The sequence below is a fragment of the Streptomyces sp. NPDC007929 genome, assembly GCF_042959065.1.
In the GTDB taxonomy this organism is placed as follows: Bacteria; Actinomycetota; Actinomycetes; order Streptomycetales; family Streptomycetaceae; genus Streptomyces.
The window spans coordinates 131,900-151,042 of record NZ_JBIBKD010000011.1; the positions used below are offsets into that span (position 1 = coordinate 131,900).

The following is a 19,143-nucleotide window of genomic DNA, read 5'->3' on the forward strand; positions in this document are numbered from 1 at the left end:
TCACCTAACAAACGTTTGGTGGAAAGGTAGCTGATGCGGCCATGGGTGTCTCCACCTCGTGCGGGGAAAAGGGCATCGCCGTCGTCACGGTCGACTTCCCGCCGGTGAACGCCCTGCCGGTGGCCGGCTGGTTCGCCCTGGCCGACGCGGTGCGAGCGGCCGGGCGCGACCCGGAGGTGCGGTGCGTGGTGCTCGCCGCCGAGGGGCGCGGGTTCAACGCGGGTGTGGACATCAAGGAGTTGCAGGCGGACGACCGGGAGCACAGCGCGCTGCGCGGGGTGAACAGCGGCTGCGCGGAGGCCTTCGCGGCGGTCTACGAGTGCGAGGTGCCGGTCGTGGCGGCGGTGCGGGGCTTCTGCCTGGGCGGCGGCATCGGGCTGGTGGGCAACGCGGACGCGATCGTGGCGAGCGAGGACGCGGTGTTCGGGCTGCCCGAGCTGGACCGCGGCGCCCTGGGCGCGGCCACGCACCTGGCCCGGCTGGTCCCCCAGCACCTGATGCGGGCGCTGTACTACACGGCCCGTACGGCGAGCGCGGCCGAGCTGCACGCGCACGGTTCGGTGTGGCGGGTGGTGCCGCGCGCCGAACTGCCCGCCGCCGCACTGGAGCTGGCCCGGGAGATCGCCGCCAAGGACGGGCGGCTGCTGCGTCTGGCCAAGGCGGCGCTCAACGGCATCGACCCCGTGGACGTGCGCCGCAGCTACCGCTTCGAGCAGGGCTTCACCTTCGAGGCGGGTCTCAGCGGGGTGGGGGCGCGGGTCCGGGACCGGTTCGGGCAGGAGGGAGCGCGATGAGGGACAAGACGATGCCGGCGGACGAGGCCGTCTCCCGGCTGTCCAGCGGCATGACCCTCGGCATCGGCGGCTGGGGCTCGCGCCGCAAGCCGATGGCCCTGGTGAGAGCGCTGCTCAGGTCGGACGTCACCGACCTCACGGTCGTCTCCTACGGCGGCCCGGACGTGGGCATGCTGGCCGCCGCAGGGCGGATCCGGAGGCTGGTGACGGCGTTCGTCACCCTGGACTCGATCCCGTTGGAGCCGCATTACCGGGCGGCCCGCGAGCGGGGCGCCTTCGAGCTGACGGAGATCGACGAGGCGATGTTCCTGTGGGGGCTTCGGGCGGCGGCGAACCGGCTGCCGTTCCTGCCGGTGCGGGCGGGGTTCGGCTCGGACGTGATGCGGGTCAACCCCGGCCTGCGGACGGTCACCTCGCCCTACGAGGACGGGGAGACGTTCGTCGCCGTGCCCGCCCTGCGGATGGACGCGGCCCTGGTGCACGTCAACCGCGCCGACCGCTCGGGCAACGGCCAGTACCTGGGCCCGGACCCGTACTTCGACGACCTGTTCTGCGCGGCGGCCGACACGGCGTACGTGAGCTGCGAGCGGGTCGTCGAGACGGCCGAGCTGACCAAGCAGGGCCCGCCCCAGACGCTGCTGATCCGGCGCCACACGGTCACCGGGGTCGTCGAGGCGCCGAACGGGGCGCATTTCACGTCCTGCGCGCCCGACTACGGCCGGGACGAGGCCTTCCAGAAGAGGTACGCGACCACGCCCTGGCCCGAGTTCGAGGCGGGGTTCCTCACCGGGGACGAGCAGGCGTACCAGGCGGCCGTGCGGGAGCAGGCGTACCGGACGGCCGGGCGGGAGCAGGCGTACCAGGCGACCGGGCGGGAACAGGCGTACCAGGCGACCGGGCGGGAGGGGACATGACCGGGCCCACCCGCGCCGAGTACTGCGTGATCGCCTGCGCCGAGGCCTGGCGGGGCGACGGCGAGGTGCTGGCGAGCCCCATGGGGCTGATCCCCTCGATCGGCGCCCGGCTGGCCCGGCTCACCTTCGCCCCGGAGCTGCTGCTGACCGACGGCGAGGCCCTGCTCGTCCGCCCGGACGGCACACCCGAGGGCTGGCTGCCGTACCGCGAGCATCTGGACTGGGTCACGGGCGGGCGGCGGCACGTGATGATGGGCGCGAGCCAGATCGACCGGTTCGGCAACCAGAACATCGCGTGCGTCGGCGACTGGGAGCGGCCTCGGCGACAGCTGCTCGGGGTGCGCGGCGCCCCGGTCAACACCCTGAACAACCCCACCAGTTACTGGATCCCCAAGCACTCCCGGCGGGTCTTCGTGGAGCGCGTCGACATGGTCTGCGGGGTCGGCTACGACCGTGCGGCCGGGGCGCGCTACCACCGCATCGGGCGGGTCGTCTCCGACCTGGGCGTCTTCGACTTCGCCACCCCCGACCGCTCGATGCGGCCGGCCTCGCTGCACCCGGGCGTCACGATCGGGCAGGTCAGGGAGGCGACGGGCTTCGAGCTGACCGTGCCGGACGAGGTGCCGGCGACCAGGGAGCCGACGGATGAGGAGCTCCGGCTGATCCGCGAGGTGCTCGACCCGGCCGGGGCCCGGGCCCGGGAGGTCGCCGCGTGAGGGGGACGGCGCTGACCCGGCTGACCGGTGTCCGTCATCCGGTGGTGCAGACCGGGATGGGCTGGGTGGCCGGTCCCCGTCTGGTGTCCGCCTCGGCGAACGCGGGCGCCCTGGGCATCCTGGCCTCGGCGACGATGACGCCGGACCGGCTGCGTGACGCCGTGCGGGAGGTGAAGGCGCGCACCGGCGCGCCGTTCGGGGTGAACCTGCGCGCGGACGCCGCCGACGCGGGGGACCGCGTCCGGATCCTGATCGAGGAGGGCGTCCGTGTCGCCTCCTTCGCCCTCGCCCCGTCCCGGGAGCTGATCGGCGAGCTCAAGGAGGCCGGGGTGGTCGTCATGCCGACCGTGGGCGCGCGGCGGCATGCCGAGAAGGTCCAGGCGTGGGGCGCGGACGCGGTGCTGGTGCAGGGCGCGGAGGGCGGCGGGCACACCGGTGAGGTGGCCACGACGGTGCTGCTGCCGCAGGTGGTGGACGCGGTGCGGATCCCGGTGGTCGCGGCGGGTGGCTTCTTCGACGGGCGGGGGCTGGCCGCGGCGCTCGCCTACGGGGCGGCGGGCGTGGCGATGGGCACGCGGTTCCTGCTGACGTCCGACTCGACCGTGCCGGACGCGGTGAAGGCGCGCTACCTCGCGGCGACCGTGCGGGATGTGACGGTGACCCGGGCGGTGGACGGGCTGCCGCACCGCATGCTGCGGACGGAACTGGTGGCCGCCCTGGAGGACACCGGCCGGGCCCGGGCGCTGGTGCGAGCGGTGCGCGCGGCGGCCGGATTCCGGCGGCTGGCCGGGCTGACCTGGCCGCGACTGGTCCGCGACGGGCTCGCCCTGCGGCGCGGCAAGGACCTGTCGTGGAGCCAGGTGCTGCTCGCCGCGAGCACGCCGATGCTGCTGAAGTCGGCGATGGTGGACGGCCGTACGGATCTGGGGGTGATGGCGTCCGGGCAGGTCGCCGGGGTGATCGACGACCTGCCGTCGTGCGCGGAACTGCTGGAGCGGATCATGAAGGAGGCCGACGAGACGCTGGCGCGGCTCACAGCCGTTCGATGACCGTCACATTGGCCTGGCCGCCGCCCTCGCACATGGTCTGCAGGCCGAACCGGCCGCCGGTGCGCTCCAGTTCGTGCAGCAGGGTCGTCATGAGCCGGACGCCGGTCGCGCCGAGGGGGTGGCCCAGGGCGATGGCGCCGCCGTTGACGTTGACCCGGTCCGGGTCGGCGCCGGTCTCCTTCAGCCAGGCCAGGACGACCGGGGCGAAGGCCTCGTTGATCTCGACGAGGTCGATGTCGTCGATGGTCAGGCCGGTCTTCTTCAGGGCGTGGGCGGTGGCCGGGATGGGGGCGGTGAGCATCCGGATCGGGTCCTCGCCGCGCACCGAGAGGTGGTGCACACGGGCGCGGGGGGTGAGCCCGTGGTCGCGCACGGCCCGCTCGGAGGCGAGCAGCATCGCCGCCGCCCCGTCGGAGACCTGTGAGGAGCAGGCGGCGGTGACGGTGCCGCCGTCGAGGACCGGCTTGAGCCCGGCCATCTTCTCCAGGCTGGTGTCCCGGCGCGGCCCCTCGTCGGCGGTGACCTCCCCGTACGGCACGCTCTCGCGGCCGAAGCGGCCCTCGTCGACGGCCCGCACCGCCCGCTGGTGGGAGCGCAGGGCGAACTCCTCCTGGTCCCGTCGGCTGATGCCCCACTTCGCGGCGATCATCTCGGCGCCGACGAACTGGTTCACGGGCTTGTCGCCGTACCGGGCCCGCCAGCCGGCGCTGCCCGCGAAGGGGCCCTGGGTCAGCCCGAGCGGTTCGGCGGCCTGCCGGGTGGCGAAGGCGATGGGGATCATCGACATGTTCTGCACGCCGCCCGCGACCACCAGGTCCTGGGTGCCGGAGAGCACGGCCTGGGCGGCGAAGTGCACGGCCTGCTGCGAGGAGCCGCACTGCCGGTCGACGGTGACACCCGGCACCTCCTCGGGCAGCCCGGCCGCCAGCCAGCAGGTCCGGGCGATGTCCCCGGCCTGCGGCCCGACCGCGTCCAGGCAGCCGAGGACGACGTCCTCCACGGCGGCCGGGTCGATGCCCGAGCGGTCCATCAGCTCCTTGAGGACGTGCGCGCCGAGGTCGGCCGGGTGGACCGCGCTCAGCCCTCCCCCGCGCCGCCCGACGGGCGTGCGGACCGCTTCGACGATGTAGGCCTCGGCCATGACGACTCCCTCGCACCTAGGGGTTATTCGCGTACGGCGATCCCGTCCAGCACCATCGACAGGTACTGCCGGGCGATCTCCTCGGGGCTGTGCTGTCCGCCCGGCCGGTACCAGGACGCGGCGACCCAGACCGTGTCGCGCACGAACCGGTAGGTGAGCCGGACGTCGAGGTCGGCCCGGAAGGCGCTCTCTTCGACGCCGCGCTCCAGCGTGGACAGCCAGGCCTTCTCGAACCGGCGTTGCGACGCGGCGAGGAACGCGAACCGCTCCTGCGCCACGAGCTGTCTGCTCTCCTTCTGGTAGATCGCGACGGCCGCGCGATGCCGGTCGATCTCCCGGAACGACTCGGTGACCAGGGCCTTCAGCGTCTCGCGGGGTCCGAGTCCGGCGCCGAGGACGGTGTCGTAGCCGTCCCACAGCTCGTCGAGGAAGGTGCGCAGGATCTCCTCCAGCATCGATTCCTTGGAGTCGAAGTGGTAGTAGAGGCTCCCGGCGAGCATCCCCGCGTGGTCCGCGATCTTGCGGACGGTGGTGGCGTTGTAGCCCTGTTCGGCGAAGACCTCGGCGGCGGTGTCGAGGAGTTCACGGCGTCGCGCGGGCGCCGCGGCGCTCACCTGGGGCTTCTTCTTGGTCGGCACGTCGTCCATTGTCCTAGGCGTGTTGACTGCTGACGGCGACGACCTCGCCCGTCATGTAGGAGGAGTAGCCGGAGGCCAGGAACACGATGACGTTGGCCACCTCCCAGGGCTCGGCGTACCGGCCGAAGGCCTCGCGCCCGGTCAGTTCCGTCAGCAGTTCCGCCGAGGTGACCTTCACCAGGTGCGGGTGCAGGGCGAGGCTCGGCGAGACGGCGTTGACCCGGACGCCGTACGCGGCGGCCTCCAGCGCCGCGCACCGGGTCAGCGCCATCACCCCGGCTTTCGCGGCGGCGTAGTGCGCCTGTCCGGCCTGGGCGCGCCAGCCGACGACGGAGGCGTTGTTGACGATCACGCCTCCTCCCGACTCACGCATCAGGCGCAGGGCGGCGCGGGTGCAGCGGAAGGTGCCGTTCAGCGTGACGTCCAGGACGCGGGACCACTGCGCGTCGGTCATGTCGGCGAGCTCCGCGGTGCCGCCCAGACCGGCGTTGTTGACCACGACGTCGAGGCGCCCGTGCTCCGCCGCGGCCGCTTCGAAGAGGGCGCGCACCTGGGTCTCGTCGGTGACGTCGCAGGGCAGTGCGGTGACCGACCGTCTGCCGAACTCCGCGGCGAGCAGGGTCTCGTACTCCTTCAGCCGTCGCGTGTGCGCGTCGCTGATGAGCACGCGGGCGCCCTCCTCCAGGAAGCGCCGCGCCGTGGCCCCGCCGATGCCCGCACCGGCCGCCGCGGTGATGACGGCGCTGCGCCCTTTCAGCAGGCCGTGCCCGGGCACGTAGTCCGGGCTCTCGACGTCTGTCATGGGCTCACGCTAACCTACCAAACACTTGTTAGGGAAGGAGGGGCGGGCATGGACCTGGCGTTCTCCCCGGCGGACGAGGAGTTCCGCGCCGAGGTGCGGGAGTGGCTGCACGCGCACGTGCCGCGCGTGCCCCTGCCCTCCCTGGAGACCGAGGAGGGTTTCGCCGCCCACCGCCGCTGGGAGGCGGAGCTGGCCGCGGACCGCTGGTCGGTCGTCAACTGGCCCTCGCGTTACGGCGGGAGGGCCGCGGGGCTGCTGCGGTGGCTGCTCTTCGAGGAGGAGTACTGGGCGGCTGACGCGCCGGGCCGGGTCGGTCAGAACGGCATCCAGTTACTCGCCCCGACCCTCCTCGACCACGGCACCGAGGAGCAGCGGGCCCGGATCCTGCCGTCCATGGCCTGCGGCGAGGTGGTCTGGGCGCAGGCCTGGTCGGAGCCGGAGGCCGGTTCGGACCTGGCGTCCGTGCGGGCCAGGGCCGTGCGCACGGACGGCGGCTGGCTGCTGTCCGGCCAGAAGACCTGGTCCTCTCGGGCCGCGTTCGCCGATCGCGCCTTCGGTCTGTTCCGCAGCGACCCGGACGCGGCGCGGCCCCACCAGGGTCTGACGTACCTGATGTTCGGGCTGCGCGCCCCGGGCGTCACGGTCCGCCCGATCGCCCGCCTCGACGGCAAACCGGCCTTCGCGGAGCTGTTCCTGGACGAGGTGTTCGTGCCCGACGAGGACGTGATCGGCGAGCCGGGCCAGGGCTGGCGGATCGCGATGTCGACGGCGGGCAACGAACGGGGTCTGATGCTCCGCTCCCCCGGCCGTTTTCTCGCCTCGGCCGGTCGGCTGGAGGCGCTGTGGCGGCGGCAGGGGTGCCCCGCGTCGGCGCGGGACCGGGTGGCCGACGCGCTGATCGGCGCCCGTGCCTACCAGCTGTTCACCTACGCGGCCGCCTCCCGGCTCCTGGACGGCGGGAGCACCGGCCCCGAGTCGAGCCTCAGCAAGGTCTTCTGGTCCGAACTGGACATCGCGCTGCATGAAACGGCCCTCGATCTGCTCGGCCCGGAAGCCGAGTCGGCCGACACCGCCTGGGCGGAACGCTACGTCTTCGCCCTCGCCGGCCCCCTCTACGCGGGCACGAACGAAATCCAGCGCGACATCATCGCCGAACGCCTCCTCGGCCTGCCGAAGGGACGCCGCTGATGCCGGCGGCGCTCCGGGGGAAGGGCGCGGCTGATGGCCGAAGCGCTCTGGGGGAAGGGCGCGGCTGATGGCCGGCGCTGTGTGGAAGGGGGCCGCTGATGGCCGGCGCCCCCGGAGGACTCCGCCGGACCGGGCGCTCCGCGGAAGGGGTTACCGCCTCTGCCGGGCGCTCCACGCATCGGCGCGGCTGACGGCTCGCGCTCCATGGAAAGCCGCCGCCGGTGACGGCGCTTCGCGAACGGGGCGCCCCGGCACGTCCACAGGGGGGACGCCGCCGATGACGGGCGCCCCGTGGGAGGAACGCCCCGATTCGGAGGCCCCGCAAAAGGAGCGCCGCCGATGACGGCGCATCACGGAAACTGGCACCCCCGGGCGCCCCACAGAGCAGCGCCGCCGATGACGGCGGATCACGGAAGGGGCGTCGTCGATGACGGCGCTTCATGGAAGGGGCACCCCGATGCGTTTCCTTCTCGATGACCAGCAGCGGGACTTTGTCGCGGCGGTGGGCGGGCTGCTGGCGGCGGCTGACACTCCGGCGGTGATACGGGACTGGAGCCGGGGGGAGCAGGCGAGGGGGCGGGTGCTGTGGGGGCGGCTGGCGGACGCGGGCGTGTTCGCTCTGGCGGTGCCGGAGGCGTACGAGGGCCTGGGCCCGCGGCCGGTCGAGCTGGCCGCGGCCTTCGTGGAGCTGGGGCGCCACGCCGTACCGGGCCCGCTGGTCGAGACGGTCACGGCTGCGGTGCTGCTCACGGGGGCGGACCCGGGGACCGCCGAACGGCTGCTGCCCGGGCTGGCGTCCGGGAAGGCGATGGCGACGGTGGCCCGGGACGGGGCGTACGCCCTGGACGGCGACGCGGCCGACCTGCGGATCTCCTGGGGGTCCGGCCGCATCCGCCTCTCCCCCGGCCACGGCCCGGTCCGCCCCTCCCTCGACCCGGCCCGCCGCCTCACCCCGCTCCTCCCCGGCGGTGCCCCCCTCGCCCTGGCCGACGGCGAGGCCCTGACCTGGGCCCGTCTCGCCACCGCCGCACAGGCCCTCGGAGTCGGTCTGGCGCTGCTCGACACCACGGTCGGATACGTCAAGCAGCGCATCCAGTTCGGGGTCCCCGTCGGGTCGTTCCAGGCGGTCAAGCACCGGCTGGCCGACGCGCGGATCGCCCTGGAGTTCGCGCGCCCGCTGGTGTTCGGCGCCGCGCTGACCATGGCGCCCGCCGACGTGGCCGCCGCCAAGGCCGCCGCGTGCGAGGCGGCGTACGCCACCGCCCGAAGCGCGCTGCACCTGCACGGGGCGATCGGCTACACCGCCGAGTACGGCCTGTCGCTGTGGCTGACCAAGGCCCGGGCCCTGCGCACGGCCTGGGGCACGCCCGAGGAGTGCAGGTCCGTGGTGGTCAGTGCTGGTGATCGCCGCTGGTGATCTCCCGGTACTCCTCCACCGTCGGCTTCTCGATCCGCGCGTCGGGCCCGTACATGGCGTGCGCGAGCCGGGCCCGCAGCCGCTCGGACCGCTTGACCTTGCGGCGGACACCCCCCGCGTCGACCTCGCGCCCGACCTCGAACGGCGGGTGCTGCTCGTGCTGGGTGAGGGTGTGCAGCTCGGCCTGCGCGAGGGGCTCGTGGATCTCGATGTACTCGCCGGTCGGCAGCCGCTTGATCGTGCCGGTCTCCCTGCCGTGCAGCACCTTGGCGCGGTCGCGGCGCTGGAGGCCCATGCAGATCTTCTTCGTGGCGATGAAGGCGACGACCGGCAGCACGAAGACGCCGATCCGCACGAACCAGGTGATCACGTTGATGGACAGATGCAGATGGGTGGCGACGATGTCGTTGCCGCCGCCGATCAGCAGGACGGCGTAGAGGGTCAGCCAGGCCACGCCGAGGCCGGTGCGCACGGGCGCGTTGCGCGGCCGGTCCAGGATGTGGTGCTCGCGCTTGTCGCCGGTGATCCACGCCTCGATGAAGGGGTACAGGCCGAGGGCGAGCAGGATCAGCGGGAAGAGGGAGAAGGGGATGAACACGCCGAGGACGAGCGTGTGCCCCCAGAGGTTGATCTCCCATCCCGGCATCACCCGGATCAGTCCCTCGGAGAAGCCGAGGTACCAGTCGGGCTGGGCGCCGGTGGTGACCAGGTCGGGGCGGTAGGGGCCGAAGGCCCACACGGGGTTGATCTGGGCGAGGGCGCCCATCACCGTCAGGACGCCGAAGACGAGGAAGAAGAAGCCCCCGGCCTTGGCCAGGTAGACGGGCAGGAAGGGCATCCCGACGACCGACCGCTCCTTGCGCCCGGGCCCCGGGAACTGGGTGTGCTTGTGGTAGAAGACCAGGATCAGATGGGCGGTGACCAGACCCAGCATGATCCCGGGCAGCAGCAGGATGTGGACCGGGTACAGCCGGGAGATGATGTCCTCGCCCGGGAACTCCCCGCCGAACAGGAAGAACGACAGGTACGTCCCGACGATCGGGATGGACAGGATCGCGCCCTGCGCGAAGCGGATGCCGGTGCCGGACAGCAGGTCGTCGGGGAGGGAGTAGCCGGTCAGGCCGGTGATGATGCCGAGCATCAGCAGGGTCCAGCCGAAGAGCCAGTTCAGCTCGCGCGGCTTGCGGAAGGCGCCCGTGAAGAACACCCGCATCATGTGCACCAGCATGCCGGTGATGAAGACCAGGGCCGCCCAGTGGTGGATCTGGCGGATCAGCAGCCCGCCGCGCACATCGAAGCTGATGTCCAGCGTGGACTCGAACGCCCTGCTCATCAGGACGCCGTTGAGCTCCGTGTAGGAGCCGTCGTAGACGACCTCCTGCATGCTGGGCTCGAAGAACAGGGTGAGGTAGACGCCGGTGAGGATCAGCACGACGAAGCTGTAGAGGGTGACCTCGCCCAGCATGAAGGACCAGTGGTCCGGGAAGACCTTGCGCATGTTGGCCTTGGCCAGGCCGTAGAGCCCGAGCCGTCCGTCCGCCCAGTCGGCGAGCTTCTCGCCCTTGCCGGCCGGTGGCCTCCGCGCCGCGGAGTCCGTCCCGTACACCCGTCGTGCGCCGTCGTCGCCCATACGTCGTCGCCTCCCCGTCGGATCCTTCCCAGCGTGGCACGGCGGCGCGGCCGTGCAAACGGGGCGTGGGCCAAGGGGCGGGGTGGTTGGGCCAGGGGAGCGAGCCCGGGTTCAGCGGCTGCCGCGGTCCCGGACGATGCCCTGGGCCCGCGCGGCGACCAGCCACTTCGGGAACTCTTCCACCAGCCGGTCGTACAGCTCGGTGTCCGGGACCTTCCGGGGGTCCTCCCCCGCGTGGAAGAAGCCCGCATTGTCGACGACCCGCTTGCCCGGCACGGCCAGCTCGTCCAGCTTGCGCAGGAAGTCGAACTGCTTGCTGCCGGGGTCACCGAACCCGATGAACTGCCAGAACAGCGGCAGCTTGGCCGCCTTGCACAAGTACCGTTCGGCGGCGAGCTTGTTGATGGGGCCGCCGTCGGTCTGGAAGACCACCAGGGCTGGCTCGGTCGTCCCGCTGTCGAGGTAGTGGTCGATCACGGCGTCCATCGCCAGGTGGTAGCTGGTCTTCCCCATGTGCCCGAGCCCGGCCACGATCCGTTCGATCTTCCCCCGGTGGTCGGCGAGTGCGATATCGGTGACGGCGTCGACGTCGGTGGAGAAGAACACCACGGGCACGCTGCCGTCGTCGTCCAGGTGCGCCGACAGCCCGAGCACCCGCTCGGCCAGCGCCTGCACACTGCCGTCCTTGTAGTACGGCTTCATCGAGCCGGAGTAGTCGACCACCAGGTAGACCGCGGCCCGCAGCCCGTCGAGGCCGTGCTTCGTCAGGCACACCCCGGCGCTCTTGTAGAGGTTTACCAAGGCGGGAGCGGACTCCTGCACCTTGCTCAGACTGATCGCGACCATGGGCCGCATCCTCTCACTCCCGGCGACCGCGCCGATCTCCACGACGACCCGGGGGGCCGCCGGTCACTCCTCGACGACCGCTCCGTCGCTCAGTGCCAGCACCCGGTCGGCCAGGCCGAGCAGTTGGGGGTCGTGGGTGGCGACCAGGGCCGTGACGCCCTCGCTGCGGACCACCGCCCGCAGCAGTTCCATCACCGCCAGGCCGGTCGCGGCGTCGAGCTGGCCGGTCGGCTCGTCGGCGAGCAGCAGGGCCGGGCTGTTGGCGAGGGCCCGGGCGATGGCGACCCGCTGCTGCTGTCCGCCGGACAGCTCGGCGGGCCGCTGCGTCTCGTGGCCGGCCAGGCCCACCAGCGCCAGCAGCAGCGCCACCCGCTCCTCGCGTTCACGCGGCTCGGCCCGGCGCAGCCGCAACGGCACGCCCACGTTCTCGGCGGCGGTGAGGATGGGGATGAGCCCGAAGGACTGGAAGACGAAACCGATCCGGTCCCGGCGCAGTTCCAGCAGCTCGCTCTCGCCGAGCGTGGACAGATCGGTGCCGTCCACCACGACACGGCCGCGCTGCGGGGAGTCGAGGCCGCCGATCAGATGGAGCAGCGTCGACTTGCCGGAGCCCGAACGGCCCTTGAGGGCGACGAGTTCACCGCGCCCGACGGTGAAGGAGGCCCCGCGCAGCGCGTGCACCGCCGCGGCGCCCGTGCCGTAGGAGTGGTGCAGGTCCTCCACCCGCAGCATCGGCTCCCCGGGCGGGTCGGCGAGGGTGGTGCCGGGCCCCGGGCTGGTCTTCTCGGTCATCTCCGCATCCCATACGGAAGTGACCCGCATGGTCAAGAGCGGGACGATTCACGTTCGAACTCTTGTATAGGTCAGGCAACTCCGTGATATGCATGCCGTGTTGGGGGAAGTGCGGCTCGCGCGACGGGTGGGGGAAGAGTGACGGGCTTACTGCTGCTGCGCCTGCGCGCGCACCGGCTGCTGCTCACCGCCGCCCTGCTCGCCGTCCTGCTGACCACCTCGGTCCTTTCCGCGCTCACGGCCTACTCCGGCTCCGTCGGGGACGCGGCGCTGCGTGGCGCCCTGAGCGGCCGGGCCGCGTCCTCCGCCTCCCTCGTGGTCGAGGCGGACGTGCCCCGGGAGCGGCGGGACGCGGCGCAGCGGGCCGTGGTGCGGGGGGCGCGGGACGCGTTCGGCGGACTGCCGGTGACCGTGCGGAGGCTGGAGCGGTCCGGGCCGTACGCGCTGCCCCGGTCCCTGCAGAGTGCCGAGGCCCGCGCCGGGGACCCCGACCTCACGCACCTCGCCGCCCTCGACCGGTCCCGGATCAAGCTGCTGTCGGGCACCCTGCCGGGCCCGGTCCCGGCATCCCGCGAGGCCGCCGTGCCCGTGGCCCTGCCCGAGGCGGCCGCCGACCGGTTGAAGCTGCGGCCCGGGGCGCGGATCACACTGACCGACCGGCTGGGCGGTGCGCCGCTCCGAATCCGGGTGACCGGCGTGTACCGGGCGGCCGACAGCTCCGATCCCTACTGGCAGGCCGACCCGCTCGGCGGCCGGGGTGTGCGCACCGTCGCCTTCACCACGTACGGGCCGCTGCTGACCCACGGGTCGGTGCCCGCCTCGGGCCGGGTCTCCGAGGACGTCACCGGCTGGGTGGCGACGGCAGACTTCGGCACCCTGACGACCGACTCCATCGGCGCGCTCCGTTCGGCATCGGTGCGTGCGGCCGGGGAACTGCGCGAGGAGCGGGCGCTCGGGGGCGACGCGGATGTGCGCACGGGGCTGCCCGAGGTGCTCGACCGGACCGAGCGGGGCCTGCTGGTGTCCCGGTCCACGCTGATGATCGTCTCGGTGCAGCTGGTGCTGCTCGCCGGGTACGCGCTGCTGCTGGTGGCCCGGCTGCTGGGCGGCGAGCGGGCGGGTGAGACCGAGCTGCTGCGGGCCCGGGGCGGATCACGCGGGCGGATCGCCGGGCTCGCCGCGCTGGAGGCGCTGCTGCTGGCGGTACCGGCCGCGGTCTGTGCCGCGCTGCTGTCCGGGCCGCTGGCCCGGCTGCTGGCCCGCTGGTCCTCGCTCGACCGGGTCGGGCTGCGGCTGGACACCGCGCCGGTGGGCCTGGTGTGGCTGGTCGCGGGCGGGGTGGCGGCGGCCTGCGCGGCGGCCGTTGTGGCGCCCGCGCTCGCGGCGACGCGGACGGGAACTCCCGTACGGCTGCGGCGGGTCCGGGCCGCGACGTCGGCCGCGCCCGTGCGGGCCGGGGCCGACGTGGGGCTGCTGCTGATCGCGGGTGTGGCCTACTGGCAGCTCGACCGGCAGACCGACGCGACCGGCGGTGGGGTGCTCAGCCGGGACCGGGCCGGGGATCTGGGCATCGATCCGCTGCTGGTCGCGGCGCCCGCGCTGGCGCTGCTGGCGGGCACGGTGCTGACGCTGCGTCTGCTGCCGCTCGTGGCCCGGCTCGCCGAGCGGCGCTCCGCGAGCGGGCGTGGACTTCCCGCGGCGCTGGCGGGCTGGCAGTTCAGCAGGCGTCCGCTGCGCGGGGCGGGCCCGGTGCTGCTGCTGGTCATCGCCGTGGCGACGGGCATGCTGGCGATCGGGCACGGCGCGTCCTGGGACCGGTCGCAGGACGATCAGGCCGACTTCGCGACGGGTGCCGCCGTGCGGGTGCTCGACCACCGACCGGGCAGCCCCGGGCAGACGGGGCTCTACGCCGCGCTGCCCGGCGCCGTGGCCGCCGCCCCCGCGCACCGCGCCACCGTGAGCCTGTCCGGGGACCGCCGGGCGACGGTCCTCGCCCTGGACACGGCACACGCCCGGGACGCGATGCTGATGCGCGAGGACCTGTCCGAGGAGCCCCCGGAGCGGCTGCTGCGGGCCCTGGCGCCGCCCGCGCCGGACCAGGACCGGGCCGTGCTGCTTCCCGACGGCACCCGGCGGATCGCCCTCGACGTGCGCATCACCGACGAGCGGGCCCGGACCGGGCGCTCCCCCTCCGATCGCGCACCGCTGCTCACGGTGGTCGTCGAGGACCGGTACGGCATCGGATACCGGCTCGGTGGCGGCACCGTCCCGGTGGACGGCCGGGTCCACCGGGTCGCGCTCGACCTGGACGGGACCTCGGCGGGCGGCCGGGCGACCCCGGCCGGACCGTTGCGGCTGACCGGGTTGCAGCTCGACGACACCTCTCCCGCCGACCGCCCCGAACGACACCGTTTCACCGTCGAGAAGTTGCTCGCCACCGGCGGCGACGGCACCGCCCGGACCGTTGCCGTGCCCGCCGGGACACGCTGGCAGGGCAGTCGGGTGGTGACACAGAACGGCGAGGTCGTCTCCCGTGGGGCCACCAGGCCCGCCGCGTCGGGGAGCACGCCGCTGGCCGTTTCCTACGGCACCGGCGCCCACCACGACGTGGGCTACGGCGCCCAGCCGGTCTACACCGTCCGGGTCGACACCACCGGGGCCGAGGTGCCGCGTACCCTCGCCGCCGTCGCCGGCCGGGACTTCCTGCGAGCGGCGGGAGCCCGGGTGGGCGACACCATCGACGTACCGGTGTCCGGGGAACAACTGCGCGTGCGGATCGTGCGGTCGGTCCAGGAGCTGCCGACGACCACCACCGACGCGGCCGGTGAGTCCGTGTCCGGCGGGGCGCTGCTGCTCGATCTGCGGGCCGTCGACGCCGTACTGGCGCAGCGGGCCGGTACACCGCTGACCCCCACCGAGTGGTGGGTGAGCACCGCGCCCGGCAAGGAGGCCGAGGTCGCCGCGGCGCTCAGGGCCCGCCCCGACATCGAGCCCGGGCAGGTGCTGGTGCGGGACGAGACCGCGGCCGAGCTGTTGCGTGACCCGCTCGGCGCCGGTCCGCGCTCGGCACTGGCGGCGGTGGCGGTGGCCGCCGTGGCCCTGGCCGCCGGGGGGTTCGCGGTGAGCGCCGCCGGTGCCCGGCGGGAGCGGTCAGCGGAGTTCGCGGTGCTGCGCGCCCTGGGTGCGCCCCGCCGGGATCTCGCCCGGCTGGTCGCCACGGAACAGAGCCTGCTCATCGGTGCCGGACTGCTCGCCGGGCTCGGCCTCGGCACGATCCTGACCCGGGCCGTCGTCCCGCTGATCGTGCTGACCTCCGGTGCCGCACGGCCTCTCCCGCCGGTCCTGGTGGAGCTGCCGGTGTCTCAGGTGGCGCTGCTCGTCGCGGGGGTGGCGGCCCCGCTGTTGCTGATCACCGTCGTGGCGGCGCTGCGCCGTACGGAACCGGCGGTCGCGCTCCGCCACCAGGGGGAGGGCTGATGCCGCCGAACGCGCAGGGGGCCTCCTGGGTGCGGACCCGGTTGCGGGCCGCGCCCTGGCAGGCCGCCGTCTTCGGGGTGCTGGTGCTGGTCACGGCGTTCCTCGCGGCCGTCCTGCCCCGGGCCGTCGAGGCGTACGAGACGGACGGGCTGCGCCAGGCCGTCGCGCGTGCCGCTCCCGAGTCGACCGTGCTGGAGCTGAAGACGGAGCAGCCCGGTCTCAACCTGGCGGAGGAGGACCGGGCCGACGAGTTCCGGCCGGATGCCCTCGCGGCGATCGACGGCGCGGCGCGGGAGCTGCTGCCCGCGCCGCTGCGGGTGGACCCTGCCGAGTCGGCGTACGGGGTGCGGACCGGCAAGAGCCTGAAGGCGCTGGACGCGTGGCTGCCCCGGCCCGACGGGCTGCTGCCCCGGTTCACCCTGCTCGCGCAGTCGGACGCGGCCGGCCACGCCACCGTGCGCGAGGGCCGGCTCCCCACCGCCGACGGCTCGGTGAGCGTGGACACCCGGACCGTGGAAGGGGCCGTGACCACCGAGACGGCCCGCACGCTGCGGCTGCGGGCCGGTTCGACCCTCACGCTGGGCGGTTTCGTGAACGGGCCGCTGACCGTCCGCGTCACCGGCGTCCTGGAGCCCCGGCATCCGGAGCGGAGCTACTGGTCCGCGGAACCCGTTCTGCGGACCCCGGCCATGGCGAGCGACGGCGGCCGTCCACCGCAGTTCTACTGGGAGGCGGGCGTCCTGCTGGCGCCGGGTGCCGCCCCGGCCCTGCTCGGCGGCCAGGGGGAGCCGGAGCGGTACTGGCGGTTCGCGCCCGCGACCGGGCGGCTCACCGGGGCGGACACCTCGGCGCTGGCCGGCCGGATCGCGTCCCTGGAGGACGGGCCCGGCCTGGTGCGGATGCGCGCCGTCGCCGGTCCGACCGCGCAGGTGTCCACCGGCTTGGAGCAGGTCGTGGGCGCCCACACCGAGACGCGTGACGCGGTCGCGCCGGTGGTCGCGGTGGCGGCCTTCGGGATCACCGCGGTGGCCTTCGTGGTGGTGGCGATGAGCGGGGGTCTGGCCGCCGCCCGCCGTGACGCGGAACTCGCCCTGCTGCGGGCCCGGGGCGGTTCCCTGCGCGGGATCGCCGGGCGGCTGCTGGCCGAGAACGCCGTACCGGCGCTGCCCGCCGCGGCCTGCGGTCTGCTGCTCGCCGTAGTGGTCGTGGACGAGGCCCGGCTGCTGCCCGCCGTCCTCGGGGCGGGTGCCGTGGCGCTGCTCGCCTGCGTCGCGCTGCCGGTGCGGGCGGCTCTGGCGCATCGCAGACCGCGGGCGCACCAGGGGCGCGACGACCTGGCCGGGGCCAGGCCGGGCGGACGCCGTACCGTCGCCGAGCTGACCCTGCTGGTGCTGGCGGCCGGCTCGGTGCTGACGCTGCGCCGCCGGGGCCCGGCCGGGGACGGTGATCTGCTGGTGAGCGCGGCCCCGGTGCTCGTGGCCCTGGTCGCGGCGCTGGTCCTGGTCCGGCTGTACCCGCTGCCCCTGCGCTGGGCGGCGGGACCGGCCGGGCGGCTGCGCGGTGTGGTGGGCTTTCTGTCCCTGGCCCGCGCCGGCCGCTCCCCGGCGGCGGTCGCGACACTGCCGCTGCTCGCCCTGCTGACGGCCTTGACGACGGCCGCGTTCGGGGGGTCCGTGCTGGCGGGCGTGGCGGAGGCACGGGACCGGGCCGCGCTGCTGGCGACGGGCGCGGACGCGCTGGTCGCCACCGCCGACGGTTCCCCGCTCCCGGCGGGCCTGGCGCGGTCGGTGGGTGAGGTGACGGGGGTGCGGCAGGTCACGGCCGTGGGTGTCGAGTTCGCCTCGGAGCGCGACTCGGACGAGGCGCGGTCGCTGACCGTGGCCGGGGTCGAGCCGGACGCGTACGGGGAGCTGGCCGGGCGGGTGGGGCTGGGTGGTTTCGCGGCCGACCGGCTGCGGACGCGGGACGGGGTGCTGGGCGCGGTCGCCTCGCCGGAGGTCGCCGAGCGGCTCGGGCGGGCGCCGCGCCGGATCGTGACCGACGCCGGGCCGCTCACGGTGCGGATCACCGCGGTGCGTCCGCGTACCCCGGCCGTGCCCGAGGGCGAGTTCCTCCTGGTCGACGCGGCGGCCCTGAAGGGCTCCCCCGGGCCGTCGGTGCTGCTGGCGGCCGGTTCCGGGCTCGACGCGAAGGAGCTGCGGGCGGCCGTGCGCGGCGTCGGTTCCGGCCTGTCGGTGACGCTGCGGAGCGAGGAACGGGCGGCGTTGTCCGACGCGCCGTTGCAGGCCGGTGCCGAGCGGATCTACGTCTGGGCCGTCGCGGCGGGCGCGGGCTACGCCGTGCTGGCCCTGGTGCTCGGGCTGTTGCGGGCCGCGCCGGAGCGGGCCGCGCTGCTGGCCCGGCTGCGCACCCTTGGTATGACGACCCGCCAGGGACGGCGTCTGCTCGGCCTGGAGGCGCTGCCCCAGACGCTGCTCGCGGCAGCCGGGGGCATGGCCGTCGGCTGGGCCACGGTGGGACTGCTCGCCCCCGGCATCGACCTGGACCGGCTCGCGCTGGCGGACGCCTCCGGCGTGACGCCGCCGGACGCCGTGCTGCGGACCGACCTGTGGTCACTGGCTCTGCCGGCCGTGGGCGCGGTGCTGCTGGCCGGGGCGGTGGCCGTCGCGCAGGCCTGGTGGGCGGGACGCCGGACACCGATCACTCACCTCAGGGCGGGAGACATGCGATGAGCGCCACGACGGAATCGCTGGCGGAACTTCAGCGGCGCGCCACGCAGCACCGCGACCGGCCCGCGTACGGGCACGATGCCCTGATCGCCTGCGACCGGCTGGTGCGGATCTTCGCCAAGCGCGGCGGCGGGGACGCGGTGGAGGTGCAGGCGCTCCAGGGGCTCGATCTCCTCGTCCGGGAGGGCGAGTTGATGGCCCTGGTGGGGGCGTCGGGCAGCGGCAAGTCGACGCTGATGAACATCCTGGCGGGGCTGGACGTCCCGACCGCGGGCGCGGCGAGGGTCGCCGGCCGCGATCTGCTGACGATGGACGCCAAGGCCCGGCTGCGGTACCGGCGTGAGGTGGTGGGCTTCGTCTGGCAGCAGACGGCCCGCAATCTGCTGCCGTATCTGACGGCCGCGCAGAACGTCGCCCTGCCCATGCAGCTGGCGGGTGTCTCCCGGCGGAAGCGGGCCGGGCGGGCGGAGGAGCTGCTGTCCCTGCTCGGGGTCGCCGACTGCCGGGACCGGCGTCCGCAGGCGATGTCCGGTGGCCAGCAGCAGCGCGTCGCGATCGCCGTCGCCCTCGCCAACGCCCCGGCCGTGCTGCTGGCCGACGAGCCGACGGGCGAGCTGGACTCGGCGACCGGGCAGCAGGTGTTCGCGGCGTTCCGCCGGGCCAACGAGGAGCTGGGGACGACGATCGTCATCGTCACGCACGACCAGGCGGTCGCCGGGGAGGTCCGCCGTACGGTCGCGATCCGTGACGGCCGCACCTCGACGGAGGTCCTGCGCCGTACGGAGGTCGACGAGGCGGGGCAGGAGTCTCTGGTGGCCCGTGAGTACGCGATGCTCGATCGCGCGGGCCGCCTCCAGCTGCCGGCCGAGTACACCGCGGCCCTGGGCATGGCGGACCGGGTGCTGCTGGAGCTGGAGGAGGATCACATCCAGGTGTGGCCGCACCAGGACGGGACCGAGAACGGCTGAGGACGTGCGACGGCGCCCGCCCCTTCGTCCGGTCGGGGACAC

The 19,143-nt window shown here is 74.2% G+C and carries 15 protein-coding genes; 9 read left to right on the forward strand and 6 right to left on the reverse strand.

The genetic code is table 11. From position 1 onward, the window contains the following. Nucleotides 1–41: 41 nt before the first annotated feature. From ACFZDE_RS32110 to ACFZDE_RS32125, 4 genes are read left to right on the forward strand one after another with little or no spacing between them, the layout of a single operon-like run. Entirely contained in the window at nt 42–794 is a 753-nt protein-coding gene (locus ACFZDE_RS32110; RefSeq protein WP_391205944.1) for an enoyl-CoA hydratase family protein, read from the forward strand. Beyond that, entirely contained in the window at nt 791–1,708 is a 918-nt protein-coding gene (locus ACFZDE_RS32115; protein WP_391205947.1) for a CoA-transferase, read from the forward strand. The genes ACFZDE_RS32110 and ACFZDE_RS32115 overlap by 4 nt, the downstream gene beginning before the upstream one ends. Beyond that, a complete protein-coding gene (locus ACFZDE_RS32120; RefSeq protein ID WP_391002190.1) occupies nt 1,705–2,424 on the forward strand; it encodes a CoA-transferase in 720 nt (239 codons plus the stop codon). The genes ACFZDE_RS32115 and ACFZDE_RS32120 overlap by 4 nt, the downstream gene beginning before the upstream one ends. Next, nucleotides 2,421–3,473, forward strand: coding sequence for a nitronate monooxygenase (locus ACFZDE_RS32125; protein ID WP_391205950.1), 1,053 nt, complete (start codon nt 2,421–2,423; stop codon nt 3,471–3,473). The genes ACFZDE_RS32120 and ACFZDE_RS32125 overlap by 4 nt, the downstream gene beginning before the upstream one ends. Here ACFZDE_RS32125 and ACFZDE_RS32130 read toward each other — a convergent pair. From ACFZDE_RS32130 to ACFZDE_RS32140, 3 genes are read right to left on the reverse strand one after another with little or no spacing between them, the layout of a single operon-like run. Continuing rightward, nucleotides 3,457–4,614 carry an acetyl-CoA C-acetyltransferase gene (locus tag ACFZDE_RS32130; RefSeq protein WP_391002186.1) on the reverse strand — a complete coding sequence of 386 codons (1,158 nt, stop codon included), beginning with the start codon at nt 4,612–4,614 and terminating at the stop codon, nt 3,457–3,459. The two genes, ACFZDE_RS32125 and ACFZDE_RS32130, sit on opposite strands and share 17 nt — an antisense overlap. A gap of 23 nt (nt 4,615–4,637) precedes the next feature. Then, nucleotides 4,638–5,252, reverse strand: coding sequence for a TetR family transcriptional regulator (locus tag ACFZDE_RS32135; protein ID WP_391002184.1), 615 nt, complete (start codon nt 5,250–5,252; stop codon nt 4,638–4,640). 13 nt (nt 5,253–5,265) lie between these two features. Then, nucleotides 5,266–6,054: an SDR family oxidoreductase gene (locus ACFZDE_RS32140; protein WP_391205953.1), complete on the reverse strand. Its 789-nt coding sequence runs from the start codon at nt 6,052–6,054 to the stop codon at nt 5,266–5,268. 48 nt (nt 6,055–6,102) lie between these two features. On the opposite strand from ACFZDE_RS32140, the gene ACFZDE_RS32145 reads away from it, so the two are divergent. Then, nucleotides 6,103–7,242 (forward strand): acyl-CoA dehydrogenase family protein, encoded by a 1,140-nt coding sequence (locus ACFZDE_RS32145; RefSeq protein ID WP_391205956.1) that lies wholly within the window; start codon nt 6,103–6,105, stop codon nt 7,240–7,242. A gap of 457 nt (nt 7,243–7,699) precedes the next feature. Further along, on the forward strand, nt 7,700–8,659 hold the full coding sequence (locus ACFZDE_RS32150) for an acyl-CoA dehydrogenase family protein (RefSeq protein ID WP_391205959.1): 960 nt from the start codon (nt 7,700–7,702) through the stop codon (nt 8,657–8,659). Here the strand turns inward: ACFZDE_RS32150 and ACFZDE_RS32155 are convergent. The 3 genes from ACFZDE_RS32155 to ACFZDE_RS32165 all read right to left on the reverse strand — a co-directional run bounded on the left by ACFZDE_RS32155 (nt 8,634) and on the right by ACFZDE_RS32165 (nt 11,927). After that, nucleotides 8,634–10,289: a cytochrome b N-terminal domain-containing protein gene (locus ACFZDE_RS32155; protein ID WP_391205962.1), complete on the reverse strand. Its 1,656-nt coding sequence runs from the start codon at nt 10,287–10,289 to the stop codon at nt 8,634–8,636. The two genes, ACFZDE_RS32150 and ACFZDE_RS32155, sit on opposite strands and share 26 nt — an antisense overlap. Before the next feature lie 111 nt (nt 10,290–10,400). Continuing rightward, nucleotides 10,401–11,135, reverse strand: a complete 735-nt coding sequence (locus tag ACFZDE_RS32160) for a VWA domain-containing protein (protein WP_391205965.1) — start codon at nt 11,133–11,135, stop codon at nt 10,401–10,403. Nucleotides 11,136–11,198: 63 nt separating this feature from the next. Beyond that, complete coding sequence (locus tag ACFZDE_RS32165; protein WP_391002174.1) at nt 11,199–11,927, reverse strand: ATP-binding cassette domain-containing protein; 729 nt, start codon at nt 11,925–11,927, stop codon at nt 11,199–11,201. Between the two features lie 138 nt (nt 11,928–12,065). Between ACFZDE_RS32165 and ACFZDE_RS32170 the strand changes: the two genes are divergently transcribed. From ACFZDE_RS32170 to ACFZDE_RS32180, 3 genes are read left to right on the forward strand one after another with little or no spacing between them, the layout of a single operon-like run. Beyond that, complete coding sequence (locus ACFZDE_RS32170; RefSeq protein WP_391205968.1) at nt 12,066–15,404, forward strand: FtsX-like permease family protein; 3,339 nt, start codon at nt 12,066–12,068, stop codon at nt 15,402–15,404. After that, nucleotides 15,404–18,136: an ABC transporter permease gene (locus ACFZDE_RS32175; RefSeq protein ID WP_391205971.1), complete on the forward strand. Its 2,733-nt coding sequence runs from the start codon at nt 15,404–15,406 to the stop codon at nt 18,134–18,136. The genes ACFZDE_RS32170 and ACFZDE_RS32175 overlap by 1 nt, the downstream gene beginning before the upstream one ends. Beyond that, nucleotides 18,133–19,101, forward strand: a complete 969-nt coding sequence (locus ACFZDE_RS32180) for an ATP-binding cassette domain-containing protein (RefSeq protein ID WP_391002168.1) — start codon at nt 18,133–18,135, stop codon at nt 19,099–19,101. Before ACFZDE_RS32175 ends, ACFZDE_RS32180 begins: the two co-directional genes overlap by 4 nt. Nucleotides 19,102–19,143 lie beyond the last annotated feature (42 nt).

Bases quoted from the DNA above. Each gene is read 5' to 3' on its own strand.
- ACFZDE_RS32150 (WP_391205959.1), top strand. From the start codon at position 7,700: ATGCGTTTCCTTCTCGATGACCAGCAGCGGGACTTTGTCGCGGCGGTG.
- ACFZDE_RS32165 (WP_391002174.1), bottom strand. From the start codon at position 11,927: ATGACCGAGAAGACCAGCCCGGGGCCCGGCACCACCCTCGCCGACCCG.
- ACFZDE_RS32120 (WP_391002190.1), top strand. From the start codon at position 1,705: ATGACCGGGCCCACCCGCGCCGAGTACTGCGTGATCGCCTGCGCCGAG.
- ACFZDE_RS32155 (WP_391205962.1), bottom strand. From the start codon at position 10,289: ATGGGCGACGACGGCGCACGACGGGTGTACGGGACGGACTCCGCGGCG.
- ACFZDE_RS32160 (WP_391205965.1), bottom strand. From the start codon at position 11,135: ATGGTCGCGATCAGTCTGAGCAAGGTGCAGGAGTCCGCTCCCGCCTTG.
- ACFZDE_RS32110 (WP_391205944.1), top strand. From the start codon at position 42: ATGGGTGTCTCCACCTCGTGCGGGGAAAAGGGCATCGCCGTCGTCACG.
- ACFZDE_RS32180 (WP_391002168.1), top strand. From the start codon at position 18,133: ATGAGCGCCACGACGGAATCGCTGGCGGAACTTCAGCGGCGCGCCACG.
- ACFZDE_RS32175 (WP_391205971.1), top strand. From the start codon at position 15,404: ATGCCGCCGAACGCGCAGGGGGCCTCCTGGGTGCGGACCCGGTTGCGG.
- ACFZDE_RS32115 (WP_391205947.1), top strand. From the start codon at position 791: ATGAGGGACAAGACGATGCCGGCGGACGAGGCCGTCTCCCGGCTGTCC.
- ACFZDE_RS32145 (WP_391205956.1), top strand. From the start codon at position 6,103: ATGGACCTGGCGTTCTCCCCGGCGGACGAGGAGTTCCGCGCCGAGGTG.
- ACFZDE_RS32140 (WP_391205953.1), bottom strand. From the start codon at position 6,054: ATGACAGACGTCGAGAGCCCGGACTACGTGCCCGGGCACGGCCTGCTG.
- ACFZDE_RS32130 (WP_391002186.1), bottom strand. From the start codon at position 4,614: ATGGCCGAGGCCTACATCGTCGAAGCGGTCCGCACGCCCGTCGGGCGG.